Raw genomic sequence first — 26,233 nt, 5'->3', positions numbered from 1 at the left:
GGCCTAGTCGGGTAGGAGAGGGATTACTCGGATTAACAAGAATATATCTTTTGATAGAATATGGCTTTCAAGAAAGACAATAAAATAAAGAATAACTTCTCGAAGATCACCATTTCCTTAGCTTCGCCCGAGGAAATTCTAGAGAACTCTAGTGGGGAAGTTCTCAAGCCCGAGACGATCAACTACCGTACCTACAAGCCTGAGCGTGACGGCCTTTTCTGTGAACGCACTTTCGGTCCCGTCAAGGACTTCGAGTGTCACTGCGGCAAGTACAAGCGCATTCGCTATCGTGGTATCGTGTGTGACCGTTGTGGTGTAGAGGTGACGGAGAAGAAGGTACGCCGTGAGCGTATGGGGCACATCAAGCTAGAGGTACCCGTAGCACACGTTTGGTACTTCCGTTCGCTCCCCAATAAGATGGGTTACCTTCTCGGCATCTCTGCCAAGAAACTTGAGGCAATCATCTATTATGAACGTTATGTCGTGATACAGCATGGCGTGTTGCCCGAGGAGGCGGTGGAGCATCTTGCGGTACTGACCGAGGAGGAATATCTCGAACTACAGGATCGTGTTGATGCAGAGCACCCCGGCAACTATGACTTAGAGGATAGTGATTCTACCAAGTTTATCTGTAAGACTGGTGCAGAGGCAATCCACGATTTGCTCTGTCGTCTAGACCTAGACGCACTTTCGTACGAGCTTCGTCACAAGGCTAATACAGACACTTCGCAGCAGCGTAAGAACGAAGCCCTCAAGCGCCTACAGGTCGTAGAGAGCTTCCGTCAGAGCAAGAATGTGAACCGCCCCGAGTGGATGATCATGAAGGTTCTTCCCGTGATCCCACCCGATCTGCGTCCTCTAGTGCCTCTGGACGGCGGTCGTTTCGCTACGTCTGACCTCAACGACCTTTATCGTCGTGTGATCATTCGTAACAATCGCCTCAAGCGCATGATTGAGATCAAGGCCCCTGAGGTAATCTTGCGCAACGAAAAGCGTATGTTACAGGAAGCTGTAGACTCGCTCTTCGACAACTCTCGTAAGTCCAGCGCCGTTCGCTCGGATAATAACCGCCCTCTCAAATCGCTCTCCGATAGCCTCAAGGGTAAGCAGGGACGTTTCCGTCAGAACCTGCTCGGTAAGCGTGTAGACTATTCGGCTCGTTCGGTGATCGTCGTGGGTCCAGAGCTCAAGATGCACGAGTGCGGTATTCCTAAGTATATGGCAGCCGAGCTCTACAAGCCATTCATCATTCGTAAGCTCCTTGAGCGTGGTGTGGTGAAGACGGTCAAGAGTGCTAAGAAAATTGTAGACCGCAAGGAGCCCGTGGTATGGGATGTCCTAGAGTATGTGATGAAGGGACACCCTGTACTGCTCAACCGTGCTCCGACGCTACACCGCTTGGGGATCCAAGCCTTCCAGCCCAAGATGATCGAAGGTAAGGCTATTCAGCTACACCCACTATCTTGTACGGCTTTCAACGCCGACTTCGATGGTGACCAGATGGCGGTACACTTGCCTCTTGGCAACGAGGCAATCCTCGAAGCTCAGATGCTGATGCTTGCTTCGCACAACATTCTTAACCCTGCCAACGGTGCGCCTATTACAGTTCCTTCGCAGGACATGGTACTCGGTTTGTACTACATCACGAAGCTCCGTCCCGGAGCTAAGGGCGAGGGCTTCACGTTCTACGGCCCTGAGGAGGCTACAATTGCCTATAATGAAGGCAAACTAGATATCCATGCCCCCGTCAAGGTGTATGTCGATGACGTAGTAGATGGCGAGATCAAGCGTACGCTCGTGACGACTTCTGTAGGTCGTCTGATGGTTAATGAGTTCGTGCCCAAGGAAGTTGGTTATGTAAACGAAACACTGGGTAAGAAGGCTCTGCGCGACATCATCGGCAAGGTGATTAAAGTCTGCGGTGTGGCCAAGACTGCTCAGTTCCTAGATGATATTAAGAATCTTGGTTACTACATGGCGTTCAAGGGAGGTCTGTCGTTTAACCTTGGCGACGTGATTATCCCAGAGGAGAAGAATAAGCTCATTCAGGAAGGTTACGAAGAGGTTGAGAGCGTAATGGCCAACTATAGCATGGGGGTTATCACCAACAACGAACGCTACAACCAGATCATTGACACTTGGACGCACATCAATAGCCGTTTGTCGGATATTCTGATCAAGCAGCTCAGCGAAGACAATCAGGGCTTCAACTCTGTCTTCATGATGATGGACTCTGGTGCTCGTGGTAGTAAGGAGCAGATCCGTCAGCTCTCTGGTATCCGTGGTCTGATGGCTAAGCCACAGAAGAGCGGAGCCGAGGGTGGACAGATCATTGAGAACCCGATCCTCTCCAACTTCAAGGAGGGTCTATCGGTGCTTGAGTACTTCATCTCTACCCACGGTGCTCGTAAGGGGCTTGCCGACACCGCACTCAAGACCGCGGACGCTGGTTACCTCACACGCCGTCTGGTAGACGTTTCTCAAGACGTGATCATCAACGAAGAGGATTGTGGTACGCTTCGTGGTCTGGTAGCTACAGAGCTCAAGAAGAATGAAGAGGTAATTGCCTCTCTATACGAACGTATCCTTGGTCGTGTGTCTGTTCACGACATTATTCACCCAACTACGGGCGAGATCATCGTGCGTGCTGGCGAGGAGATCCGTGAAGAAGCAGCCGAGCAGATTGAGGCTTCGCCAATCGAACACGTAGAGATCCGCTCGGTGCTTACCTGCGAATCCAAGAAGGGAGTCTGCGCCAAGTGCTATGGCCGCAACCTTGCTACCAACAATATGGTACAGCGTGGCGAAGTGGTCGGCGTAATCGCAGCTCAATCTATTGGTGAGCCCGGTACACAGCTGACGCTCCGTACCTTCCACGTAGGGGGGATCGCCTCCAACGTGGCTACGGAGAACAGCCTAATGGCTAAGTTTGATGGTATTCTCAGCTTCGAAGAACTGCGTGCCGTAGAGGTTGAGGCAACAGATACGGACAAGGCGCACAAGGTGGTTATCAGCCGTATGGCCGAGCTTCGTATTATCGACCCAAATACCAAGATTGCTCTCTTCACTGGTAGCGTACCTTATGGTGCTAAGCTATTCTTCAATGACGGAGATAAGGTGAATAAGGGCGACGTGCTCTTCCAGTTCGACCCCTTCAACGCTGTGATCGTATCCGAAGTAGCTGGTAAGGTGGCTTTTGAGAACGTGATCGAGGGTGTAACCTACCGTGTGGAAGCTGATGAAACGACGGCCCTACGTGAGAAAATTATCATCGAGTCCAAAGACCGTAGCCTAGCTCCCGGTATTCAAATCCAAGACAAGGCTGGTAACCCAATCAAGAGCTATAACCTCCCTCTCGGAGCCCACGTGGTGAAGGAAGAAGGCGAGGCTGTGAACATTGGTGAGGTACTTGTTAAGATCCCACGCTCGGTAAGCAAGGCTGGTGACATCACGGGTGGTCTACCACGTGTAACGGAGCTCTTCGAGGCTCGTAACCCATCTAACCCTGCGGTGGTAGCTGAGGTCGATGGTGAGGTGATCTTCGGTAAACTCAAGCGTGGTAATCGTGAGATCTCCATAAAGCCAAAGATTGGCGAGGTGAAGAAGTATCTTGTACCAATGAGTAAGCAGCTCCTTGTGCAGGAGGGCGACTTCGTTCGCTCGGGTACGCCTCTCTCCGATGGTGCTATTACGCCTACCGATATCCTCGAGATTAAGGGCCCTACAGCCGTTCAGGAGTATATTGTCAATGAAGTACAAGACGTATATCGCCTGCAGGGTGTGAAGATCAATGACAAGCACTTCGAGGTAATCGTTCGCCAGATGATGCGTAAGGTAGAGATTGTTGATCCGGGAGAAACACTCTTCTTAGAGCAGCAGGTCGTAGACAAGCTCGAGGTTATGGAAGAGAACGACCGCATCTGGGGCAAGAAGGTGGTAGTAGATGCTGGCGACAGCGAATCGCTCAAGCCCGGACAGATCGTAACGCTTCGTCGCCTGCGTGATGAGAATAGCCAGCTCAAGCGTCGTGACCTACGCCTCGTGCAGGTGCGTGATGCTAAGCCTGCAACGGCTAAGCAGATCCTGCAGGGTATTACCCGTGCGGCACTGCAGACGAAGAGCTTCATGAGTGCGGCTTCGTTCCAAGAAACGACTAAGGTGCTCAACGATGCAGCGATCAACGGTAAGGTAGATACGCTAGAGGGGCTAAAGGAAAACGTGATTTGCGGTCACCTTATTCCCGCTGGTACTGGTATGCGCGAGTACAAGAAGCTCGTCGTGATGACCAAGGCCGAGCATGACTTGGCTAAAGCCGAGCTCGAAGCTATCGAAGATATGTCCGCTCCAGCGAAATAAACATCGCTTAGATTAAATTTAATATAGTAAGGGGTTGCACCACTGTGGTGCAACCCCTTGTTTTTGTTTTATGACCAATTGCCTTCAATAGTTCTTGGACAGTTTTTCCCATTTATGAAACTTGGACATCAAGAGCCAAGACGAGAGAACGGAGAGTTGCATCACTATAATTCCCAAAATAGACCATAGTAGTAGGCTCTCTGGGCTTAGCGCAGATTGCTCCGTAAACCTAAAACCAGCATAAATGCAGTAGGGTATAGTTAGGATAGTTGTAGCAATCACGGGGAGGTATCTACGATAGATAGCCCACTGTGCAAGGTGTACCACAAGATGAGCAGTGTGACCGACCAAAGCTATCCACCACCATTGATAGGCTTCTAGCCAGATACCAGCAAAAGTAGCAGTGCTGATTAGTACGAAATTATGTGCGGTGCCTACAGCAAACGAGGATGTAGAGAGGTCGAATATATGATGCTGCTCCATGAATGTGGCGATCTTCGGGAATCGCCGTTTTAGCTGAATTCTATTTTTCGTTAGCCAACCCTTAAACATGATAATCTCTTCGTATTCATGAATCATGAAGGCGACTGGCAGAAGCATCATGAGTAACTCCAAATCTTTCATAAAAACTTGTTGAGATTAAGCACCCTCTTGTAGTTATGGTTTGTGTGCTGCATTGTTGAGTAGATAGTCGTACTCTCGTTGGTAACGCTCTATGCGTGCAAGATCTTGTGGGGTAGGGAGTGGTAGGCGAGATAGGTCCATATTGTGGCGAAGGTCATTGAGCTTGACGGCTCGTGCTAGAGAGTTGGCTCCTATATTTTTGATATAGGTTGTCCTATCGGGGGCATTGTGATGATTTAGGAGATTTAGGGCTATAGCTAGGAGATGTCTATCTTCGTGCGATAGCTTGCTCTTGGCTTCTTTTTCGAGTAACTCAAGTATCTCTTCTACGGTATGTGGAGTATCTTCGCTCGCATCATGTAGATAGCCACATACTTGCTCCTGCCAGCTATGCCCCATAGAGGCAACTGTACTAAGATGTCCTTCGAAATAATCTACCCCGGCTTTGTCAATTTGTCCCTTATGTAGTTGGCGAGCCAATGCTCTTGCCGAAGCAATCCAAGAGTTGTTCATTTGTGTGATCTAATTAATTTGTAATATAGTAATGATGCCACACAAATCTACAAAAAAAATAGATGTAGATCGTCTGATTAACAGGTTAATACGATGTTGTTAAGTCTGTTGAAATCTTTGTAAAGTTAACTCTATAACCTCTCCAATTCTTTCCAATCCTCAAGGAATTGGAGAGGTTGTAGAGGGGAAAAGCGCTTACGAGAGGACTGATGCGATGGTTGTGAGAGGGGAAAGAGTGTTGGCAAATTTTAACAGATGAGCGGGTGGCGTTTATATTTTTGAGTTGTTTCTGGATTGTCGTAGGGGAGATGACCTTTGGTTCGGGCGAAAAGTATAAAATCGCATATTTACCCTCTAGTAGGCTCTACACGGCGTCCGACCTCGTTTGGGCCAGTTACCCTTAGTTAAAGGAAAATATGCGCTTAAATACAGTGTTTCTAATTGTTTGTTTTTGAGTGTTGTATGTTTTGTTTTGCTGTGGGTTTATGTGTGTGAGCCACATTTATCGAGAGTTCTTCCCATCAATCTCTTGGGATTAGTCCACCAATCCCAAGAGAAGTGTCCATCAATCGGAACAAGTCTTCCCATTAACTTTTCTCAGACTCTCTACTCTCCTTTAGAAATCTTATGCATTTCCTCGAAATTCTTTAGTAAGTCTTTAACATTCCTTGACTAAAAAGAATACAAATGATCGCCAAAATCAAATCAGTTTTGTGCAGAAGTACTTTGTGTCGAGGGTTCTTGCTTAGACAGAGCAATGGTATATGATAGCTGGCTCTTGGCTTGGAGTGCTTGTCGGTAGTGTGATGATTGGCGGGCTCTATGGGCTATCCGGCTTGGGCGTAAAGTGTGCTAGGTTTGTTTGGTTTGCCTCTGGGGTATGTCCTTCCTAGCATGTGGAGTAGAGCAATGTGTAGTGCCGAGGAGGCTCAAGTGGCTCACGATCGTCGAGTGTTAAGGTGTTGAAAATGAAATAAGGCTTGCATATTTTGCGGAAAAGTAGTTACTTTGCATGCTGATTGTGCGAGACTCAATGATGCTACGAGTGGCCGATCAACTCATATCATATTGATTAATAATTAACAATAGAATAGAAATGTCTAAGATTTGTCAGATTACAGGTAAGAAGGCAATGGTCGGCAACAACGTTTCGCACTCTAAAAGACGCACGAAGCGTACGTTCGACGTAAACCTGTTTACGAAGAAGTTCTACTGGCCAGAGAATGACTGCTGGGTAATCCTCAAAGTATCTGCAGCAGGTCTGCGTCTTATCAACAAGATCGGTGTTGATGCCGCTATCAAGCGCTCAGCCGAGAAGGGTTATCTAAACGCATAAAACAAGAGTAACGACAATGGCAAAGAAAGCAAAAGGCAATAGAGTGCAAGTGATTCTGGAGTGTACAGAGCACAAGGAAAGCGGTATGCCCGGGACTTCTCGTTATATCACGACGAAGAATCGTAAGAACACGACTGAGCGTCTGGAGTTGAAGAAATACAACCCAATCCTCAAGCGTATGACTGTTCACAAAGAAATTAAATAATAGGAGACTAGTACAATGGCAAAGAAAGCGGTTGCATCGTTTAAGAAAGCGGATGGTCGTACCTATAGCAAGGTGATCAAGATGGTTAAGTCCCCTAAGACTGGGGCCTATACCTTCCAAGAAGAAATGGTTCCCAACGAAGCTGTTAAGGAGTATTTCTCCTAATAGTAGCAAGATATTTGGGATACATCGGTAGTATCCCAGATCAACAAGATAAGGGTGTCGACCTCGAGAGAGCGTCCGATACCCTTGTTTTATCCCGATGATGTGCCTTATTGGTATGGGGTCGGGCGTCTTTTGGAGCGTCGATATTATACGCCTTTGGCGTGCATTACTGACGAAGGTCGTATATTTTATTTTGATGTTTAGCCCCATAGAGCCAAGGCGAGTATGGATAGAGATGAGCGTATATATAAACTAGAGCACGAGTCGATAGGCGCTCTGCTGCTCCACTATGGCGTGCCAGCTGTGGTGGGGACTATGGTTACGGCGCTGTACAATATAGTAGACCGTATCTTTATTGGTCAAGGAGTAGGAGAGTATGCCATCGCAGGGCTGACACTGACCTTCCCGATCTTGATATTTCTTCAGGCCTTCGGTATGCTTGTGGGAGCTGGTACAGCCGCACGGGTGTCAATACTCTTGGGGCAGAAAGATATTGTAGGGGCAGAGCGTGTGCTAGGTACGGCTATAGTCCTGACTCTGATTACTCAGGCCATGACGATCATACCATCGCTTATTTGGATGCGGCCTCTGCTTGAAGCCTTCGGCGGTAGTGAGCGTACTATTCCCTACGCCATGGACTACCTCTCGATCACGATACCGGGCAATATCTTTGCGACCCTATGCTTCAGCTACAATGCCGTGATGCGAGCCTCGGGCTATCCACGCAAGGCTATGTACACGATGATCTTGGGGGCGGTGCTCAATACCCTACTCGACGCACTCTTTATCTATGGCTTCGGGTGGGGGATAGCTGGTGCCGCATGGGCTACAGTGGTGGCGATGTTGATCTCGGCGATCTATGTGCTTAGTCACTTCTTCTCGGCTGATAGTATTATTCGTTTTCGCCGTGAGCACCTGCGTGTGTCTTGGGGCCCTATGTGGGCTATTGCTTCTATTGGGCTGTCGCCTTTTGCGGTGCAGCTACTTGGTAGTTTGGTGAGTATGCTTTTTAATAAAAGCTTTATCGCCGTTTCGCCTACGCCTGAGGCGGCTGATATTGCTATTGGGTCGTATGGCATTATTGTGAGTATTGCGATGCTCGGGGTAATGCTTATGCTCGGGATCGCACAGGGTATGCAGCCGATCGTCGGCTACAACTATGGAGCGAGGCTATACGGCCGTGTGCAACAGGCTTTTTGGCGTTGCGCTTGGGTGAATATAGCCATTGGTCTATTGGTGACGGTCTTCTCGGTGTGGATGCCAGACTTCATCAGCTCGATATTCACTCAGAGCCCACTACTCATCGCCGAAACGAGCCGCTCGCTCTCGATCGCCTTGGTTGGTTTTGCCTTTGTCGGCTTCCAGATTACGGCGACCCAGTTTTTGCAGAGCCTCGGTATCGCCCGTCGAGCATTCCTGCTGAGCATCTCACGTCAGAGCCTATTCTTCATTCCCCTATTGCTTATTCTACCCTATCAGTACGGTGTCGATGGCGTTTGGTACTCTGGGGTGCTAGCCGATATTCTCTCCGGTCTACTGGGGATAGGGTTGATTATTTGGCAGATGAGGCAGTTTAGAGTTGAGGGGCTCTAGGGCTTAGGTGCACTCTAGCCAGCTGTTTCCATTGTTGAGATCCCGATGTGGAGCTAGGTCTTGTGCCGTGAATATCTGCGTTTTGCCGTATCTTTGTGCGATTTTTCCTGTTTCTTAACTAGAGGCCACGGAGAAGAGAGCAAAATAAGGTCATTAACTAAAATGAGAAAATCAGACTACGAAATTATGGCGCCCGTGGGGTCGTACGAGTCCCTTATGGCAGCCATTAACGCAGGGGCAGACTCTGTGTACTTTGGCATCGAGGGGCTAAATATGCGCTCCAAGAGTGCCAACAACTTCACGACCGAAGATCTCTATCGCATTGCCTCCATCTGCCGAGAGCATGGCGTCAAGAGCTACCTCACGGTCAATACCATTATATACGACGAAGACCTCACGCTGATGCGCCAGATCATCGATGCGGCCAAAGATGCGCAAGTGTCTGCCATCATCGCTGCTGATGTCGCTCCGATGCTCTACGCTCGTAGTGTCGGTGTAGAGGTGCATTTGTCCACCCAGCTCAACATCACCAACGTAGAGGCTCTTCGTTTCTATGCGCAGTTTGCCGATGTCGTGGTACTTGCTCGTGAGCTCAATATGGATCAGGTGGCCAAGATACACCAAGCGATCCTAGAGGAGCCTATCACGGGGCCGGCAGGCGAACCGATTCGCATCGAGATGTTCGTACATGGTGCCCTCTGCATGGCCGTTTCGGGTAAGTGCTACATCAGCCTGCATGAGCAAGGCAAGAGCGCCAATCGAGGTTCTTGCTCGCAGGTTTGTCGCCGTTCGTTCCAAGTCAAAGACAAGGAGAGCGGTGTAGAGCTTGAGGTTGATAACCAATATATCATGAGCCCCAAGGACTTGAAGACTATTCACTTCCTCAATAAGATGCTTGATGCAGGTGTGCGTGTGCTCAAAATCGAGGGGCGTGCCAGAGGCCCCGAGTATGTAGATGCCGTGGTGCGTGCCTATCGTGAGGCTGTGGACGCCTATTGCGCAGGGCAATACAACGAAGAAGCCGTAGCACGCTGGGACGAACGCCTAGGTGAAGTCTTCAATCGTGGCTTCTGGAATGGCTATTATCTCGGTCAGCGTGTCGGCGAATGGACACCAAACTACGGTTCGTCTGCAACGAAACAAAAGGTCTATGTCGCCAAGGTAACTAAGCACTTCGGTAAGATTAACGTAGCGGAGCTACTCATCGAGAGCGGTAGTGTGAAGGTGGGCGACGAGGTGCTCATCTCTGGGCCGACGACAGGCCTCGTTCGCTTCCATGTGCCCGAGATCCGAGTAGAGCTGGAGCCAGTGCAAGTAGTCCAGAAGGGAGTACTATGCTCGATCCCTGTACCCGACAAAGTGCGTCCGGGCGATAGAATGTATCTATTCGTGGATCGACTGAATAAGCAGTAGCAAGACTAACGACTAATAAAAAAGGGAGCCGTGGCTAATTGCCACGGCTCCCTTTTTTATTGATATAGGACTTCGCTTACTTCTGGCTGATGCTATCAAATCCTCGTCCGTAGACGCCCTGTACTTCTCCAATAGTCACGAAAGCCTGTGGATCGATGCCCTCAATTAGGCGTGTAATCATCACAGACTGACGTCTGCGAGCCACGACTACAATGACCTTGGAGGGCTGACCAGTATAGCCCCCAGTCGCCTCAATAATGGTGGAGCCTCTGTTGAGCTTCTTCGTAATCATCTCGTTAATTTCCTCGTACTTGCTGCTGAAGATCATCATCTGTACCGAACGGCGGTTGCTTCGGATGTACCAGTCCAGCGTGATGGATACAAGGATCACTTGAATGATCGAGTAGACGACCTTCTCAAGCGCCATCATCGGATCCATCGGATTGACCGCCAAATATACGTTCACAAAATAGGACGCTACCACAATCGTGCCGTCGACAATCATAAAGATGCGCCCGAAGGTCATACGTTTGTATTTGCTGATGATGGCCACGATCACGTCCGTTCCTCCAGTGCTGCCGTTGGCAGAGAACACAAGCCCCAGCCCCAGCCCAATGAGCAGAGAGCCGAGTATGAGTGCCACGACGGGCTGATCGGCTAGGATCATCAGACGAAAGTTGCTCTCTAGACTCTGGTCTGGTACGGCAATGCTCGTCATCTCCGAGATCGCAAAGGCTAGAATGGTGATGCTGATGAGCGTTTTGATGAAGAAGTTTTTATCCAACAGGAAAAACGCCAACACCAGTAGACCGACGTTGATGATGTTGTACGGTATCGCGATGTCGATCCCGGTAGAGAGCATAATGAGATTACACAGCCCCGAGAGTCCGCCCGTAGTGATGCGCTGAGGGAAGATCAAGAAGCTAAAGCCAATCATGTAAACAATGATACCAAGCCCTACTGTGACCATATCACGTCTAAAGTACTTAGACACGAGCTGTGTGCGCAGCTCGTGCTGCAGGTCGATGAAGTGCTGCTTGATGTAGGCAGAGAAGTTGTTTTTTTGATTCATAAAGGTTCTATTAATACGAGCTGTTTGGCCATCTATTGTAGGATAGACCAAACAGCTCTTTATCTATTTTCGTAGGGATCTAGAGGACTATATTGACGATGCGCTTGGGCACTACGATGACCTTCTTGGGTGTCTTGCCCTCGAGCCATCTAGCTGCCTCTGGTGCGGCTAGGGCTGCCTGCTCTACCTCTTGAGGGGACATCGTAGCTGGTAGCTCGATGGTGAAGCGCGTCTTGCCGTTGAAGCTCACAGGATAGGTAAAGCTATCCTCCACGAGGTAACGCTCGTCGCACTGTGGCCACTGCGCCAAAACGATAGAGCCAGCCGACTCACCGCTCGTCAGACGCCACAGCTCCTCGGAGATGTGAGGGGCGTACGGGCTGAGCAGAATGAGCAGCGGACGAAGCACCTCGAGTGAAGTCGTGCCGAGGCTTTGTAGCTCATTGACACAAATCATGAAGGCCGAGATAGACGTATTGAACGAGAACTGCTCGATGTCGTGCGTGGCCTTGCGAATGAGCTTATGTAGAGCTTTGAGCTCCTGCTTGCTCGCAGGCTTATCCTCCACCCGGAGCTGCTCACCGTCCCAGAATAGCCCCCAAACTTTCTTCAAAAAGCGGTGTACACCGTCAATACCGTTGGTATCCCAAGGTTTACTCTGCTCCAGAGGGCCGAGGAACATTTCGTACAAACGAAGCGTGTCTGCACCATAACGCTCGATGATCATATCGGGGTTCACCACGTTGTGCATGGATTTGCTCATCTTCTCGATCGCCCAGCCACACACATATTGTCCGTCCTCTAGGATAAACTCGGCAGTAGAATACTCTGGCTGCCAAGCCTTGAAGGCTTCGAGATCCAGCTTGTCGTTGTGAACGATATTGACGTCTACGTGTATCGGCATCACATCGTGCTGATCCTTGAGCCCATGTGATACAAAAGTATTCGTCCCCTTGATGCGATAGACGAAGTTGCTTCGTCCCTGAATCATACCTTGGTTGATGAGCTTACGGAATGGTTCGTCCTCGCAGATCACGCCTAGGTCGTAGAGGAATTTGTTCCAGAAGCGGCTATAAATCAAGTGTCCAGTAGCGTGCTCCGTCCCCCCGACATATAGATCTACTTGTCGCCAGTACTCATTAGCCTTCTTGCTTACGAGCGCCTCATCGTTGTGCGGATCCATATAGCGCAGGTAGTAAGCCGAGCTACCAGCGAAGCCCGGCATCGTGCTTAGCTCGTAGGGATAGCCCTCGGCTGTGTGCCAGCCCTCGGCACGCCCTAGCGGTGGCTCGCCCGTCTCTGTGGGGAGGAATTTGTCTACCTCGGGCAGACATAGTGGAAGTTGCCCCTCCTCGAGTGGCAACGCTATACCGTCTTGATAGTAGATAGGGAAAGGCTCGCCCCAATAGCGCTGACGGCTAAAGATCGCATCACGCAGACGGTAATTAATTTTCACTCGTCCGATGCCTCTCTGCTCAATCTCTTGCTTGATCTTAGCCTGTGCCTCGTGCACGCTGAGCCCGTCAATCAGGGTAGAGTTGATGAGCGTACCGAGCTTGCTATCCTTGCTCTCGCTCCACTCGGCCGGATCGCTCTCCTGCTCGCCCTCGGGGACAACCACTTGGCGAATAGGAAGGTCGAAGTGGCGGGCGAAAGCGAAGTCCCTGCTGTCGTGTGCAGGCACCGCCATGATAGCTCCCGTGCCATAGCCTGCGAGCACATAGTCGCTGATCCAAATGGGGATACGCTCGCCGGTAATGGGGTTGATCGCATACGAACCAGAGAAGACGCCACTGGTGCGCTTGTCCATCATACGCTCACGCTCGGTCTTGCGCTTGGTGGCTTGGATATACTCGTCCACCTCGGTGCGCTGCTCGGCTGTAGTCACGAGCTGTACATACTCGCTCTCGGGGGCGAGTACCATGAAGGTAACGCCATAGATCGTGTCGGGGCGGGTGGTGAAGACGATCAGCTCCTTGCCACTCTCTAGGCGGAAGGTCATCTCTGCCCCTTCGCTACGACCAATCCAGTTGCGTTGGGTTTCTTTGAGGGCGTCCGTCCACTCTAGGCTGTCTAGACTAGAGAGCAGACGCTCTGCGTATGCCGATACACGCAGGCACCACTGTCGCATCAGTCGCTGCTCTACGGGGTAGCCACCACGAACGCTAAGTCCCTCGCTCACCTCGTCATTGGCCAGCACGGTGCCTAGGCCAGCACACCAGTTCACCATCGTATCGCCTAGATAGGCAAGCCGATAGTTCATCAGGGTTTGCTCTTGCTCCTTGTGGCTCATCTGCTGCCACTGCTCGGCTGTGAGCTCTAGCTCCTCGCCTGCGTGGGCATTGAGGCCAGCTGTGCCATGATGGGCTAGATGTTGCTTGAGCTCTTCGATAGGACGAGCTTGGCAAAGGGCCGTGTCGTAGTACGAGCCGAATAGCTTGAGGAACGTCCATTGCGTCCATTTGTAGTACGATGGGTCGGAGGTCTTGAACTCTCGCTCCCAGTCGTAACTAAAGCCGATTTTGTCTAGCTGCTCACGGTAGCGTGCCGTATTGACCTCAGTGGTCTTGGCAGGGTGCTGCCCCGTCTGTATTGCGTATTGCTCGGCAGGCAAACCGAAGGCATCGTAGCCCATAGGGTGTAGTACGTTGAAGCCCTGTAGTCGCTTGTAGCGAGAGAATATATCCGAGGCGATGTAGCCTAGCGGATGCCCTACATGAAGGCCAGCCCCAGAGGGATAGGGGAACATATCGAGTACGTAGTACGGAGGGCGAGAGGGGTCTTCGCTGGTGCGGTAGACCGCAAGCTCCTGCCAATAGGCTTGGCTGCGCGCCTCTATATCCCTAAAGTTGTATTCCATCAGTTTACCTTAATATTATAGTGTCTATTGCTTCTGATCTCTGGGTCAATCTCTCTGAAATTGATGCACAAAATTACGAATTATCCTTTACTCCCTCGGTAGATTTTGCCTCCCTTGGCGACGCATCTTGGATATTTGTCCACAGTGGTCGTGCCTTAACCTCCCTCGTCTGCCATAGGGCGAGGGCTTCTGCCTTGGCTAGGCTCTTACTGTTTCTGGCTTGGCGAGTACCCTACGAGCAGCAAACCAAGGGTTGTGTATCGGATCTCTCTGCCTAGCTCCGCCGTAGAGGTGCCAATGCAGCCTATGTCGAGTTCGGATTGCTTATGCCAGCCTAATGCACTCATTTGTCTGCTTTTTTGTTAAGTTTTGCAAATGAATTATGCATGAATTTGTTGGAATGGCTAGACGGTTTCTAAAGGTTGGTGGAAGTTTGGAGGAAATTGAAGGGAAGATTTTGGACGATTGATGGGCGCATCTCGGGGGATTAGTCCACCAATCCCATAAGATTGATGGGGAGAAATGGCCCAAAATATGGTACGAGCATACGCAATATGCGAATAGGCTTCTTTATTTGACTGTTTGTGAGTGATTTGTGATTCTCTCGTTTTTAGGGAGATTTTCACTTGCCTAGTATTCGATCCCAAAATAGCCTCGGATGCAATATCGGGCCTCCTAGGGGCCAAATACGAGGTTTGCTGTTTGGTTGCGCATGCGCTTGATAAGTGCTCAATGGACATACAAAAGCGTAAACGAATGTATAAAGTGCAGCATCTAGAGGAGTCGAAAATCTGGGGTGTAGATTTTAGTTAGCCTCTGCCCTGATGTAAAATAAGCCATTATCCTTATCTTTGTATGCTTAGAACGATAACATTAATCAATGGAATTAGCAGCTAAATATAACCCCGCCTCAGTAGAAGGCAAATGGTATGATTACTGGATGAAGCAAGGCTTCTTTCACTCTACCCCCGATCAGCGTCAGGCCTATACAATCGTGATACCGCCACCCAACGTTACGGGCGTCCTACACATGGGGCACATGCTCAACAATACGATTCAGGATATTCTGGTGCGTCGTGCCCGTATGAAGGGGTTGAACGCCTGCTGGGTGCCCGGTACAGACCATGCCTCTATCGCTACCGAAGCCAAGGTTGTGGCTAGGCTAGCCAGCCAAGGCATCAAAAAGACAGACCTAAGCAGGGAGGCCTTCCTCGAGCATGCTTGGGACTGGACTCGTGAGCATGGAGGCATTATCCTAGAGCAGCTCAAGCGCCTAGGAGCTAGCTGCGACTGGGAGCGTACAGCTTTCACTATGGACGAGGTGCGTAGCCAGAGCGTGCTAGATGTATTCGTAGATCTATACCGCAAGGGGCTTATCTATCGTGGTGTGCGTGTGGTAAACTGGGACCCAGCAGCACGTACAGCCCTGAGCGATGAAGAGGTTGTCTACAAGGAACAGCAGGGAAAGCTCTACTATCTGCGCTACTATGTAGAGGGAGAGGATCGCTATGTCGTGGTCGCTACTACTCGTCCCGAAACGATCATGGGCGACACCGCTGTGTGCATCAATCCCAAGGACGAGCGCTACCATGACCTCAGAGGCAAGAGCCTCATTATCCCTATTGTCGGGCGTAGCGTGCCAGTGATCGAGGACGAGTATGTGGATCTTGAGTTCGGTACAGGTTGCCTCAAGGTAACGCCAGCCCACGACATCAACGACTATGTACTGGGCGAGAAGCACCAGCTTGAGACCATCGATATATTTAACGACGACGCTACGCTCAACGAACATGGTGGGCGCTACGCAGGCATGGACCGCTTCGAGGTGCGTAAGCAAATCGAGCTAGATCTCACCGAGGCAGGTCTGATGGAGCGTGTAGAGCCGTATACCAATAAGGTTGGCCATAGTGAGCGCACCGATGCCGTGATCGAGCCTAAGCTCTCGATGCAGTGGTTCCTCAAGATGACCGAGCTCTCTAAGCCCGCCCTAGAGGCTGTAATGACGGATGAGGTGAAGCTACACCCAGCTAAGTTTAAGAATACCTACCGCCACTGGATGGAGAACGTCAAGGACTGGTGTGTGAGCCGACAGCTCTGGTGGGGGCATCGGATCCCTGCCTACTACTTGCCCAGCGGTGGCTATGTGGTTGCTGCGACGGCCGAGGAGGCTCTGGAGCTGGCTCACAAGCAGGACCCTAACCTCAAGCTAGAGGACCTTCGTCAGGACGAGGATTGTCTAGACACGTGGTTCTCTTCGTGGCTTTGGCCAATCAGCGTCTTCACGCCTGCTCTAGGAGAGGAGAGTGAGGACTTCAGATACTACTACCCTACGGCGGATCTAGTTACAGGCCCAGATATTCTTTTCTTCTGGGTGGCACGTATGATCATCGCAGGGTATGAGTTCAAGGGCAAGAAGCCTTTTGAGAACGTTTACCTCACAGGGATTGTCCGTGATAAGCTCGGACGCAAGATGTCCAAGAGCTTGGGTAACTCGCCCGACCCACTGGAGCTGATCGATAAGTTCGGAGCAGACGGTGTGCGTATGGGTATGATGATGTCTGCGCCTGCGGGCAACGATATTCTTTTCGACGAAACTCTCTGTGAGCAGGGACGCAACTTCTGCAATAAGATATGGAATGCCTTCCGCCTCGTCAAGGGTTGGGAGTGTGATGCCACTAGGCCTCAGCCCGAGGCTGCAAGGCTGGCGGGGCAGTGGTTTGCACAGCGTTTGAGCCAAGTGGCTCTGGAGATTGATGATTTGATGAGTAAGTATCGCATCAGCGAGGCGCTTACGGCTATCTACAAGCTCATACGAGATGACTTCTCCTCTTGGTACCTCGAGCTGGCTAAACCTGCCTACGGAGATCCAGTTGATGCGCAGACACTCGCCGAGACAGAGAGCTTCTTCGAGGCGCTACTGGCGCATCTTCATCCGTTCATGCCATTTATAACCGAGGAGCTATGGCAGGCGCTGCGTGAGCGCACCGAGGGTGAAAGCCTCGTGGTGAGCCTACTGCCCGAGATCGGCTCTGTCGATGAGCATTTCTTGGCTCGCTTCGCCCAAGCTCAGGAGATCATCAGCGCCGTGCGCAACGTGCGTACGAGCAAGAACCTCTCTCCACGTGAGGAGCTTAGCCTAGAGGCTTCGCCCGCTTTTGGTAGCGAGCTAGATGCCCTATTGGTCAAGCTCTGCAATCTCAGTGAGATCAAGCGTGTGGAGCAGAAGAGCGAGGGAGCTGTTAGCTTCGTGCTGGGGACGGATGAGTTTGCTGTGCCGATGGCAGGCCTCATCGACGCAGCCGAGGAGATCGCCAAGCTGGAGGCCGACCTAGAGTATCAGCGCAAATTCTTGGCTTCGGTGGAGAAGAAGCTCAGCAACGAGAGCTTCGTACAACGCGCTCCTGAGCAAGTGATTAGCCTAGAGCGCAAGAAAAAGAGCGATGCCGAGAGCCGTATAGCGACCATTGAGCAGAGCTTGGCAAGCCTCAAGGCAATGCTTTAGATGCCTATTATACTGTAACCTAAGCAAGAGATAGAATTATGGGATCGACAGAGAAAGAAATTCAGTTGCTGGGTAGGCTCTTCCAAGACCTCCTAGATGAGAGTAATCCTAGGCGCCTACAGACGGGGCTTAGTGACATCTTCGTGCGTATCGATGCCGAGCGTGGCGAGGTCGCACTCTATGGAGATGACGACGAACTGATCAATACGAGTGTGATCTTCTCTTGGATACGTCCAGAGGATAAGTCGATCGGTGAGGATATGATCGCTCAGCTGCGTGATGCTATCGCACGTCTAGAAGCTAAGGGTTTTTGGGAGCATGATCTGTTTGAGCGCCCATTCTCCATAGAGCTTGTGGGCGAGGACTTCCAGACTATCGAGGAGTTACTCTTCCTCGATGACGATTTAGTCAAGGTTTCGACGCCTCTTTTGGAGGGTCTGAATGAGGATTTAGACAATTTTTTGGGCAATCTCTTGGCTGATTTGAAATAAATAACTAATTTTGCATCCGTTTTCGAGTTAGGATACCCCCAAACTCGATTGGCCGAAATAGCTCAGTTGGTAGAGCAATTCATTCGTAATGAATAGGTCACCGGTTCGAGTCCGGTTTTCGGCTCTGAGATCAGATTGTTGTTAATGTGTGTTGGCTATGCCGTGTATCCTTCTTCCCAGAAGGATATGCGGCTTAGTTTTTTGTCCACTCCCTACACTCCATTCGTTTGGTTACATACTTATTCCCCTTCTAGAGGTTGATACGGCTGGCCACTCGGTGCTCTTGAGCGCACTCCGTTAGCGAAAGTATCAATATCTTTGCGCCATGATACTCAAACAGCTACATATCATCAACTTCAAAAGTATTGCCACGGCAAGTATGAGCTTCTCGCCCAAGGTGAATTGCTTCATCGGGCTAAATGGTATGGGGAAGACCAATATCCTCGATGCTCTGCATTACTTGGCTTTTACCAAGAGCCACCTTGGGATTACGGACACCCTTGCTGTGCGTCGTGGGCAGGAAGCAGCAGTGCTCGATGCATCTTATCGGAGTGTACAGGGAGATGATAGGCAGCTGATCCTACAGATACGCCCCGGGCAGAGAAAAATCCTCAAGCGTAATAAGAAGGAGTACGACCGTCTGAGCGAGCACATCGGACAGTTCCCCCTCGTTATTGTGTCCCCACAGGACTACCAAATTATCTTAGGAGGGAGTGAGGAGCGCCGCCGATTTCTAGATTTGCAACTCTCTCAGCAGGACGCTGTATATATGTCTGCCCTTAGCCAATATACCAAAGCTCTGCAACAGCGCAATAGCCTGCTCAAAGCCTCTGGTGCACACGATGCTCTGCTCGATGTGCTCGATCTACAGCTAGATCGCTTCGCAGAGCTCATCTGGGAGCGTCGGCGAGCTTTCGTAGCCGAGTTTATCCCACACTTTAGAGAGATCTATCGAGCCATTGCCGAGGAGCGGGACGAGGTTGGGCTGGAGTACCGGAGCGCTCTAGACGAAACGAGTGGGAGACTCTATGACCTGCTACACCAGAGCCGTGAGCGAGATCGGTTGCTTGGGCACACTACGCAGGGGGTGCATCGAGATGATCTGCTCATGATGCTTGCCGACGAACTCATCAAGCGTGTAGGGAGTGAGGGGCAGAACAAAACCTTTTTGATTAGCCTCAAGCTCGCTCAGTACCGCCTACTTAGCCAGCGCAACGCCGAGCGGCCGATGCTCCTCTTGGACGATATCTTCGACAAGCTAGATGCCGAGCGAGTGGGGCGGATTATTAGCCTCGTGGGTGGAGAGGATTTCGGACAGATATTCATCACAGACACCAATCGCAAGTACCTAGACGAGATCATTCATAACTGGGGCGAGGACTACCGCATCTTTGGGGTAGAGCATGGCGAGATTACCAATCTCTCCGCCAACCAAACGACAGCAGTACGATGAATAGAGATCAGACACAGACTCTAGGTGAGCTCATGCGCCGAATGCTCGGCGAGGAGCCAGATATGCATGAGAAGCTACTAGAGATAAGAGCAAAAGAAATCCTCCCAGAGATACTGGGAGGATTGATGAGTATGGTAGGTCGAGTAGACATCAGAGATGGTGTACTCTATATGCAGATTAACTCTGCTGCCGTCAAGCAGGCGCTTATGATGGAGCGCAATGCCTTCATTCGCCGCATCAACGATGCCGTTGAGGCCGAGCTGATCAGAGAGGTTCGGCTGTACTAGACTTAGCTACATCGCCTTGTCTAGGTGTCGCCCTTCTGTGCGGTAGAGCTCAAATGGTGCACGATATGGGATCCCTGAGCGAAGCAAGTCGTCTAGCACTGTGGGTAGAGCCTTGGCGAAGCGAGTCCACTGCCTACGAGGCAGCTCTGTCCACCCAACCTCGGCTAGAGCTAATGCTCTCGGGTAAGTCATGTAGTAGGCACGGTCAATATCCTTGATGGCTTCGCCCCAAAGCGTCCCCATAACCCCAGAGATATGTGCGTTGCCCTTGGCCGTCACCCCAGAGGTCAAGTCCCAAGTATAGGCCTGCTTGAGTGTCGTAATGGGCATGCCCCAGTTGTTGTGCTCGGGCAGGTCGCCTGCGTACTGAGGATAGTCGAAGTAGGCAGACTCACCCGGGGCTAGAATAAGCTCGTGTCCGCTCTGCTGCGTCAGCTCGATACATTTGGGCGTTAGGTCTATGCGCCAAGAAACGAGGGCGACATCGGTGGGATAGTCGAATAGGAAGTGACTGGCTGGCATGCGTATCTCGTCTAGCTCGCACCACAGCATCGGGCGGAAGCCGTGCTTGCGGGCTGAGGCTAGCACACGCTCAAAGAAGTACCCCATTAGCTGCTCGGCGGACCGATAGCCAAGTTGCTGCATCAGCTGTCGATGCTCTGCACTAGTGGCCCAGTTGCGTTTGATTGCCGATTCGTCGCCACCTAGATGTAGCCTGCTACCTTTGCGGAAGATACGAGCAAGGCTGGAGAATACATTATCTAGTACCTCATACACACGGGGAGTTGTGGCCGATAGCATGACGTTGTCCGTGCGTCCAAGCACGAATGTAGAGTCTGGGTGCATATCCCCTCGTAGCTCTGGGTATGCCGTCAGTAGGGCTGCTGTATGGCCGGGCACGTCGATCTCTGGGATAATCTCTATGCCACGTTGCTCGGCGTATGTGATCAGCTCTCGCAGATCTTCGGCGCTGTAGTAGCCATTCTCCTCAATTCGTTTGCTATTCGAGCGCTTGGCTCCTACCTCGGTTAGGCGGGGATACTTATCTACTGCCAGTCGCCAGCCTTGGTCATCGGTTAGATGCAGCTGTAGCGTGTTGAATTTGTAGTACGACATTCGCTCTATATACTGCTTTACAGCGTCCACGGGGAGGAAGTGCCTTGCTGGATCCAGCATCAGCGCACGTACCCGATACCTAGGTGTATCCTCTATTTGTATATAAGATAGCTTGATGCCATGGCTGTGCTGCTGGGCAGAGAGGAGGATCTGGCGTAGGGTCATCAGACCATAATAGATACCTTGTGGAGCCCCGCCCTCAATGAGGATCCCACTTTGGTTGATCGTCAGCTTATACGCCTCTGTCGATGCTTGCCAGTTGGTTGTAAGTTTTAGCCTAATATCCGTACGACCTCCCTCAGATATCTCTAGGCGACAGAGATCAGAGAGCATTGTTTGTAGCGTATTTTTGGCGAACTGGAGTTTTGTCCCTTGGGCTTCTACCCCTACACGCTTGGGTAGAGTGAGGTATCCCTGCGTAGCTCTTAGACTATTGGGATAGGGAATGAGTGCCGGCTTGGCGCTCAGTTGCCCTGACCAGAGTAGCCAAAATGTAAGGGCTATGACTACGTATCCTTTTAGATTTAGTGCCTTGGCCATTTGGGTGCTTAGGTTTTAGGGGTGTTAGTCTTCGCTTTCTGTATGTTCCATGGAGAGCATATCGGTGTATTCCTCCCAGTCTGAATCTTCCTCGCAGTGTATCTCTAGGGGCAGTTTTTCGTATTCGGCAAGACATTCGTTGAGCCTCTGGCCAAATGTGGGGAGATGTCTCGTATAGAATACCCAGTACTTCACACCTCCGCCAGTGTAGTTGCCAGTGAGAATAGCTAGCTTGTCCCGCTCCATGATGCGGCGTAGCTTGGGCTCGATTTCAGCGATCAGTGCGGCGTCGTGCTCGTTGGGCATTCCCTCTGCATCGGCTTGGTAGGGCCAAGCGATCTCTGCCCTTATCTTGAGCGAGCCCGTGGCTCTAAACTGCTGGAGGTCTTTGCGCCCAGTGACGAAGACAAGTTGCCCCTGCTCCGACTCACTTAGAGCGGTAAACCAGTTGTCGGTTAGTTTCATTCTAGTTTGTCTATTGAGGTTGATTAATTTAGGGAGGAGGCTACGGCGCCACACGCTCTATACTCCACGAGCCATCAGCTTGCCGAGTGTAGACAAAGCGATCGTGCAGACGGCTATCTCGCCCCTGCCAGAACTCGATACGTTCGGGCGTGATTGCCCAGCCGCCCCAATGGTCGGGGCGAGGGATATGGCGGCCCACATAGCGCAGACTCTCGGCGGCGAATAGGGCCATGATATACTCTCTAGAGGGAATAGGTTGGCTCTGTGGTGAGATGCGTGCGCCTATTCGGCTTTTGTAGGGGCGCATACCGAAGTAAGCGTCACTCTCGGCCTCGGATAGTCGCTCTACTCGCCCCTCTACGTGGATTTGCCGCTCTAGTTCGTGCCAAAGAAATGTGGCAGCCACCTGTGGGTTTTGCTCTATCTGCCGGCCTTTTCGGCTTTTATAATTGCTGTAAAAGATAAGCTTCCCATCCAAAACTTCCTTGACCAATACCGTGCGTATGCTCGGGCGTGCCTCCATGGTTGCCGTACCAATAATCATAGCTGTTGGCTCATTTACCTTGAGCTCAATGGCTTCTTGTAGCCACTGATTGAGTAAGTCAATTGGCGAGGTGGGCAGATCTTTCCGCCCAAGCTGGCGACTGCTGTATTCGCGCCGGATATTTTCTAAATGGAGATCTCCCATGAATGTGCTTATTTGTGATGATTTGTTGCGAAACAAAGGTAAGAAAAGTAGCTGTCGGTTGGTATCCTCATGTATTTTCTGTTGTTAATTTGTAAAAATTAGAAGAAAATCCCTTATAAATGATGTACAATATTATTTATTTTTATCTGTTAATTTTGTGTTTCAATGTGCTATATATCTGAATATTATGTTCGTTGTACAGTATTTCACAAAATGATGGGTTTGCTAAGTGTAGCCTAAGGGTTGTAACATTTGTTACACGTTGTAGATTATCTTGTGTTGTACTTTTGTTCCAGATTTTTGCACTTATTTAAGTAACCTTACTACTAACTCAGTGCAGATCCGTAGGGAGAGCTGGAGCACAGATATTGGTTTTTTGAATGCTATGGAGGTGGAAACTATCATATCTGTAGAGTGAAAGCCAAAAAGCTAATGTAAGCGACCAGCTTTTTCCTTGTGCTAAGGAATTGATAGGGAGGATGGCTACTGGCTGCTCCTAGGGAGTGTGATGAAGATCGGTGCAACACTTATTATTAGTAACATAAATATAAATTTGAGGTAAAAAGTATGTGTCGCCTAAGCATGTCTTTTTCTGGGGAAAAGGAGTTCTACAGAAGCCCAGTCGTAGATGAGATTGCATTGTCCAAATGTGGAATAAATCTATTGGAGAGCCTTTCGATAGAGGGGTGCGTCAAGGGATGGGAAGACGGAGAGGATATCATCGTAACCGATGACTATTAAGTTACCAAAACTACTATTCACATTTTGCTCTAGTGTGTATCGCCATAAAGCTATGTCGCTGATACGCCTTTAACGGAAAAATCAAAGATGAAACAGAAATTTAACTCGATATTCGTTTGTCTGGTAGTCGCATCTACACTGTCGCTCGCTGGCTGCAAAAAAGATGATATTATACCGAAGGAGGATGTAAACTCTACGCAGAGTGAGCAGAAACTGGAGGGGCAGTGGGAGCAGGAGATTGAGATTGCTCTTGAGGGAGATGCCAACCTTGATGTGGAGCTTACCGCTCCCAAAACATCAGATAAGGAGGAGGCTCGCTATCTGTCTACTATCACCAAGTCCACTAAGAAGCCTATCAACTTCAAGTTCTCACAAGCCGAGATCAACAACCCTAAGAATCTGCGCATATTCATAGTACAAGGTGTGCAGCAGAAGTTCGTTTGCTTGACAATGCTGGACGTAAAGCCCATGATTAAGGAAACGAAGGATCCCAAATGTCCTTACAAGATTTACTACTCTGGTAAGGTTAAGCTTGTGGGGCATAGTCAATCTTTTAAGAGCAGTGACTGGTACGTCAGTGCTGTTTATGGCGATACAAGCTATCCAAACTGGAATGACTCTAGCACAACCTATGTGGTCGATGAGAATCAACCTAAGGAGATTGATTTCAACCTTCCCCTTGTGGCTCCTTGGACGAAGTTAGAAACTCGAATAGCAGGCCATGATCCGCTGTTTGGCCGACAGAAGAATCTATCCTTTACCCCAGATGGTGTGCTGCTTCGTGTTGATATTCTCAGCGATCTTATCGAGAATGTACCTATCAAGGAAGTCCGTCTAGAGGGAACACAGTTTATGGGTTTGTCCACGCCTCCTAGATACGAGAAGCCCGATGGGACGCTCACGCTCGAAGATCTTACAGACGGTGCTAAGCCTAGAATTACGGAAACTCCTATTAGTGACTCCATCGTTTGTGCACCTATCAACGGAGGTAAGTTGGCTATGCTCCCCGGAGGTTCTAGTCGTAGTGTCTATAAGTGGACTTATCCTCGCAAGAATCACAATCAGGCAGGTAAAGCAACTCGTGTCTATGTGCCGATTGAGATTATGCCGGGTATTGGTCAGCGCCTCATAAGTATAGATGAGAGTACTGGCAAGATGAAGACTCAAGCAGTCGATAGCTATGATACTTATTCGGAGATTCCCGCAGATCAGACAGAGCTGCCTAACGAAACGAATAAGAACTATCGCAACAACAATGACCCGCTCTACGGGTACCGTAAGCAGCTTCTCCCCATTGCCCATAAGTATGATATGGGTAAGACCTACGTGATACCTGCGAAAGTAACCTCCGACCTCATGATATCGGAGTACTATACGCACCCAGCAGATGATCCTAGTCTACTTTATGGGCAGGGAGGAGAGAAAGGCTTTAGCGTTGTTGAGATCTATAACCCTACCCGTAGTGACATTGACCTCTCCAATTATGGTCTTATTCGTTTGGCGCACCCTAAGGGTAGCACTACCGATGGGGCTTACGAAATGATCAGCGCTCGTGTGTTCCCCAAAATTCAGCAGGGGGGGATCAAGGTTTGGCAGGAGCCCAATAATCACGACCCCGTAGACGAGCTCTTCAGTGCTAAGTCTGGCTCGGGTGAGAGCTTCTCTGCCTTTGGTATTCACAATCAAAGCATTGCACCTGTCAAGTGGCATCAAAATACTATTGCCACGAGAGGTGGTCGCCTTGGTTATGCTCTTGTTCAGCCTCTTGATGGCTGGGGTATCATTAGAGATCCCAATGATGGTAGCATTAAGGGGACCGATGGTTTTTCTCCTAAATGGCGTCCCTCAAAAATGATGCTACTAACCTACATTCATCGAGACCCCAATGTTGCAGATCCTAGGAAAGCACTTTCGGTAAAGAAGCTAGACGTTAATACGGTAGGTAGGGACTACGTACAGGAAGGATACTCTACCTTGCGCAGAGGCTTGGCCAGCTGTGTCCCAAATAGTAGACGAGTATCGGACGGTGGCCCCAATATGCTCGGCCCCGATCAGACCGCTATTATCCTCTCTAGTAGATATACAGATAGCAGGCTGCCCATGAATCGGACAGAGCTAAGTCAAGATACATGGAAGCATGGAGCTCCCTATGTTTTCTCTAGAGTTCAGACGGCTGCGAGCCAAGGATACTGCAAGTACGTTATTGCCCTAAATAATGCGAAGGTCAAGGAGCCATCGGCTAGATATACTTACGACCCTGATGGTGCGACGAATGACTATCATGATTTGGACGTTCCTATCTTGGTGCGCTTGCCTAGGAATCCAGTTGTCAATAATATGAATGTGATTGTGGATGGCCCTTGGTCTGCGTGGCAGGCCTACAAGATCCATAAGCGATATGGCATGAATCAGTCTATTCGTCAGAATGTGAAGGGTGTTAAACACGAGCGTAAGCATGTGCTTAAGCTAAGTCCTCCTTTGGTCTTCAACCAGTCGTACCTGACCAATCCTCAGTACCTCAATCGCTCGCACTACATTAATCATGCCACGTTGGGGGTAGCGGAGCAACGTCAGTACACCCAGAAGTATGATGCCAATAACTATAAGAAGAGCTGGAGCAAGTAGTCTAGCTTAATCATTGATAAACCATAGGGGTGTGGCCAGTTTATTTTGGTCGTACCCCTATGATTTTGGAACAGCGGCAGTGTGCAGTTGGCGCAGGTATCCAGTCATGCTGTGGGGCCGGATATACGAAAATCCCCTCCTCTGCCTCGTGAAATTGAGAGGTGGAGGAGGGGATTGGTTCGTTCTGT

The 26,233-nt window shown here is 50.2% G+C and carries 19 protein-coding genes and 1 tRNA gene; 12 read left to right on the top strand and 8 right to left on the bottom strand.

Annotated features, from left to right (window positions below; translation table 11 throughout):
* The first annotated feature begins 60 nt into the window (after positions 1-60).
* On the top strand, positions 61-4,356 hold the full coding sequence (gene rpoC, locus HQ41_RS07205) for a DNA-directed RNA polymerase subunit beta' (protein ID WP_044189838.1): 4,296 nt from the start codon (positions 61-63) through the stop codon (positions 4,354-4,356).
* An 84-nt stretch (positions 4,357-4,440) separates the two neighbouring features.
* Here rpoC and HQ41_RS07200 read toward each other — a convergent pair whose 3' ends face one another.
* Together HQ41_RS07200 and HQ41_RS07195 are read right to left on the bottom strand one after the other, a co-directional pair.
* Positions 4,441-4,980: an HXXEE domain-containing protein gene (locus HQ41_RS07200; protein ID WP_044189835.1), complete on the bottom strand. Its 540-nt coding sequence runs from the start codon at positions 4,978-4,980 to the stop codon at positions 4,441-4,443.
* A 33-nt stretch (positions 4,981-5,013) separates the two neighbouring features.
* On the bottom strand, positions 5,014-5,493 hold the full coding sequence (locus tag HQ41_RS07195; protein ID WP_044189833.1) for a phosphohydrolase: 480 nt from the start codon (positions 5,491-5,493) through the stop codon (positions 5,014-5,016).
* Positions 5,494-6,589: 1,096 nt separating this feature from the next.
* Here HQ41_RS07195 and rpmB point away from each other — a divergent pair.
* The 5 genes from rpmB (at position 6,590) to HQ41_RS07175 (ending at position 10,205) form a co-directional block, all read left to right on the top strand.
* Positions 6,590-6,829, top strand: a complete 240-nt coding sequence (gene rpmB / locus HQ41_RS07190) for a 50S ribosomal protein L28 (protein WP_044189830.1) — start codon at positions 6,590-6,592, stop codon at positions 6,827-6,829.
* Between the two features lie 16 nt (positions 6,830-6,845).
* A complete protein-coding gene (rpmG, locus tag HQ41_RS07185; RefSeq protein WP_044189828.1) occupies positions 6,846-7,034 on the top strand; it encodes a 50S ribosomal protein L33 in 189 nt (62 codons plus the stop codon).
* 15 nt (positions 7,035-7,049) lie between these two features.
* The gene (locus tag HQ41_RS09530) at positions 7,050-7,199 is read left to right on the top strand and encodes a DUF4295 domain-containing protein (RefSeq protein WP_081748368.1); all 150 of its coding nucleotides are present in this window, start codon (positions 7,050-7,052) and stop codon (positions 7,197-7,199) included.
* 225 nt (positions 7,200-7,424) lie between these two features.
* Positions 7,425-8,792, top strand: a complete 1,368-nt coding sequence (locus tag HQ41_RS07180) for an MATE family efflux transporter (RefSeq protein ID WP_044189825.1) — start codon at positions 7,425-7,427, stop codon at positions 8,790-8,792.
* A 162-nt stretch (positions 8,793-8,954) separates the two neighbouring features.
* The gene (locus tag HQ41_RS07175; protein ID WP_044189823.1) at positions 8,955-10,205 is read left to right on the top strand and encodes a peptidase U32 family protein; all 1,251 of its coding nucleotides are present in this window, start codon (positions 8,955-8,957) and stop codon (positions 10,203-10,205) included.
* A 76-nt stretch (positions 10,206-10,281) separates the two neighbouring features.
* Here the strand turns inward: HQ41_RS07175 and HQ41_RS07170 are convergent, their stop codons facing one another.
* From HQ41_RS07170 to HQ41_RS09745, 3 genes are all read right to left on the bottom strand, one after another.
* On the bottom strand, positions 10,282-11,277 hold the full coding sequence (locus tag HQ41_RS07170) for a YitT family protein (protein ID WP_052405344.1): 996 nt from the start codon (positions 11,275-11,277) through the stop codon (positions 10,282-10,284).
* Positions 11,278-11,356: 79 nt separating this feature from the next.
* Positions 11,357-14,137 carry a leucine--tRNA ligase gene (gene leuS, locus HQ41_RS07165; RefSeq protein ID WP_044189821.1) on the bottom strand — a complete coding sequence of 927 codons (2,781 nt, stop codon included), beginning with the start codon at positions 14,135-14,137 and terminating at the stop codon, positions 11,357-11,359.
* A gap of 206 nt (positions 14,138-14,343) precedes the next feature.
* Positions 14,344-14,484 (bottom strand): hypothetical protein, encoded by a 141-nt coding sequence (locus HQ41_RS09745; RefSeq protein WP_160225946.1) that lies wholly within the window; start codon positions 14,482-14,484, stop codon positions 14,344-14,346.
* Positions 14,485-15,017: 533 nt separating this feature from the next.
* Here HQ41_RS09745 and HQ41_RS07160 point away from each other — a divergent pair.
* The 5 genes from HQ41_RS07160 to HQ41_RS07140 all read left to right on the top strand — a co-directional run bounded on the left by HQ41_RS07160 (position 15,018) and on the right by HQ41_RS07140 (position 19,870).
* Complete coding sequence (locus HQ41_RS07160) at positions 15,018-17,639, top strand: valine--tRNA ligase (RefSeq protein WP_044189819.1); 2,622 nt, start codon at positions 15,018-15,020, stop codon at positions 17,637-17,639.
* A gap of 38 nt (positions 17,640-17,677) precedes the next feature.
* A complete protein-coding gene (locus HQ41_RS07155) occupies positions 17,678-18,130 on the top strand; it encodes a hypothetical protein (RefSeq protein WP_044189817.1) in 453 nt (150 codons plus the stop codon).
* Positions 18,131-18,181: 51 nt separating this feature from the next.
* Positions 18,182-18,254, top strand: a tRNA-Thr gene (locus tag HQ41_RS07150).
* A 201-nt stretch (positions 18,255-18,455) separates the two neighbouring features.
* A complete protein-coding gene (locus tag HQ41_RS07145; protein ID WP_044189814.1) occupies positions 18,456-19,583 on the top strand; it encodes a DNA replication/repair protein RecF in 1,128 nt (375 codons plus the stop codon).
* On the top strand, positions 19,580-19,870 hold the full coding sequence (locus HQ41_RS07140; protein ID WP_044189811.1) for a DciA family protein: 291 nt from the start codon (positions 19,580-19,582) through the stop codon (positions 19,868-19,870). Before HQ41_RS07145 ends, HQ41_RS07140 begins: the two co-directional genes overlap by 4 nt.
* Before the next feature lie 6 nt (positions 19,871-19,876).
* Here HQ41_RS07140 and HQ41_RS07135 read toward each other — a convergent pair whose 3' ends face one another.
* From HQ41_RS07135 to pdxH, 3 genes are read right to left on the bottom strand one after another with little or no spacing between them, the layout of a single operon-like run.
* Positions 19,877-21,526 (bottom strand): beta-N-acetylhexosaminidase, encoded by a 1,650-nt coding sequence (locus HQ41_RS07135; protein ID WP_052405343.1) that lies wholly within the window; start codon positions 21,524-21,526, stop codon positions 19,877-19,879.
* 24 nt (positions 21,527-21,550) lie between these two features.
* A complete protein-coding gene (locus HQ41_RS07130; RefSeq protein ID WP_044189808.1) occupies positions 21,551-21,991 on the bottom strand; it encodes a DUF695 domain-containing protein in 441 nt (146 codons plus the stop codon).
* A 40-nt stretch (positions 21,992-22,031) separates the two neighbouring features.
* A complete protein-coding gene (gene pdxH / locus HQ41_RS07125; protein ID WP_044189806.1) occupies positions 22,032-22,679 on the bottom strand; it encodes a pyridoxamine 5'-phosphate oxidase in 648 nt (215 codons plus the stop codon).
* 828 nt (positions 22,680-23,507) lie between these two features.
* Between pdxH and HQ41_RS07120 the strand changes: the two genes are divergently transcribed.
* Positions 23,508-26,045, top strand: a complete 2,538-nt coding sequence (locus HQ41_RS07120) for a hypothetical protein (RefSeq protein ID WP_044189805.1) — start codon at positions 23,508-23,510, stop codon at positions 26,043-26,045.
* Positions 26,046-26,233: the final 188 nt, after the last annotated feature.

The sequence above is a fragment of the Porphyromonas sp. COT-290 OH860 genome, assembly GCF_000768935.1.
GTDB lineage: Bacteria > Bacteroidota > Bacteroidia > Bacteroidales > Porphyromonadaceae > Porphyromonas.
The sequence above is the reverse complement of the archived record's forward strand: the minus strand, read 5'-3'. Positions and strand labels throughout refer to the sequence as shown.

Bases quoted from the DNA above. Each gene is read 5' to 3' on its own strand.
- rpoC (WP_044189838.1), top strand. From the start codon at position 61: ATGGCTTTCAAGAAAGACAATAAAATAAAGAATAACTTCTCGAAGATC.
- HQ41_RS07200 (WP_044189835.1), bottom strand. From the start codon at position 4,980: ATGAAAGATTTGGAGTTACTCATGATGCTTCTGCCAGTCGCCTTCATG.
- HQ41_RS07195 (WP_044189833.1), bottom strand. From the start codon at position 5,493: ATGAACAACTCTTGGATTGCTTCGGCAAGAGCATTGGCTCGCCAACTA.
- rpmB (WP_044189830.1), top strand. From the start codon at position 6,590: ATGTCTAAGATTTGTCAGATTACAGGTAAGAAGGCAATGGTCGGCAAC.
- rpmG (WP_044189828.1), top strand. From the start codon at position 6,846: ATGGCAAAGAAAGCAAAAGGCAATAGAGTGCAAGTGATTCTGGAGTGT.
- HQ41_RS09530 (WP_081748368.1), top strand. From the start codon at position 7,050: ATGGCAAAGAAAGCGGTTGCATCGTTTAAGAAAGCGGATGGTCGTACC.
- HQ41_RS07180 (WP_044189825.1), top strand. From the start codon at position 7,425: ATGGATAGAGATGAGCGTATATATAAACTAGAGCACGAGTCGATAGGC.
- HQ41_RS07175 (WP_044189823.1), top strand. From the start codon at position 8,955: ATGAGAAAATCAGACTACGAAATTATGGCGCCCGTGGGGTCGTACGAG.
- HQ41_RS07170 (WP_052405344.1), bottom strand. From the start codon at position 11,277: ATGAATCAAAAAAACAACTTCTCTGCCTACATCAAGCAGCACTTCATC.
- leuS (WP_044189821.1), bottom strand. From the start codon at position 14,137: ATGGAATACAACTTTAGGGATATAGAGGCGCGCAGCCAAGCCTATTGG.
- HQ41_RS09745 (WP_160225946.1), bottom strand. From the start codon at position 14,484: ATGAGTGCATTAGGCTGGCATAAGCAATCCGAACTCGACATAGGCTGC.
- HQ41_RS07160 (WP_044189819.1), top strand. From the start codon at position 15,018: ATGGAATTAGCAGCTAAATATAACCCCGCCTCAGTAGAAGGCAAATGG.
- HQ41_RS07155 (WP_044189817.1), top strand. From the start codon at position 17,678: ATGGGATCGACAGAGAAAGAAATTCAGTTGCTGGGTAGGCTCTTCCAA.
- HQ41_RS07145 (WP_044189814.1), top strand. From the start codon at position 18,456: ATGATACTCAAACAGCTACATATCATCAACTTCAAAAGTATTGCCACG.
- HQ41_RS07140 (WP_044189811.1), top strand. From the start codon at position 19,580: ATGAATAGAGATCAGACACAGACTCTAGGTGAGCTCATGCGCCGAATG.
- HQ41_RS07135 (WP_052405343.1), bottom strand. From the start codon at position 21,526: ATGGCCAAGGCACTAAATCTAAAAGGATACGTAGTCATAGCCCTTACA.
- HQ41_RS07130 (WP_044189808.1), bottom strand. From the start codon at position 21,991: ATGAAACTAACCGACAACTGGTTTACCGCTCTAAGTGAGTCGGAGCAG.
- pdxH (WP_044189806.1), bottom strand. From the start codon at position 22,679: ATGGGAGATCTCCATTTAGAAAATATCCGGCGCGAATACAGCAGTCGC.
- HQ41_RS07120 (WP_044189805.1), top strand. From the start codon at position 23,508: ATGAAACAGAAATTTAACTCGATATTCGTTTGTCTGGTAGTCGCATCT.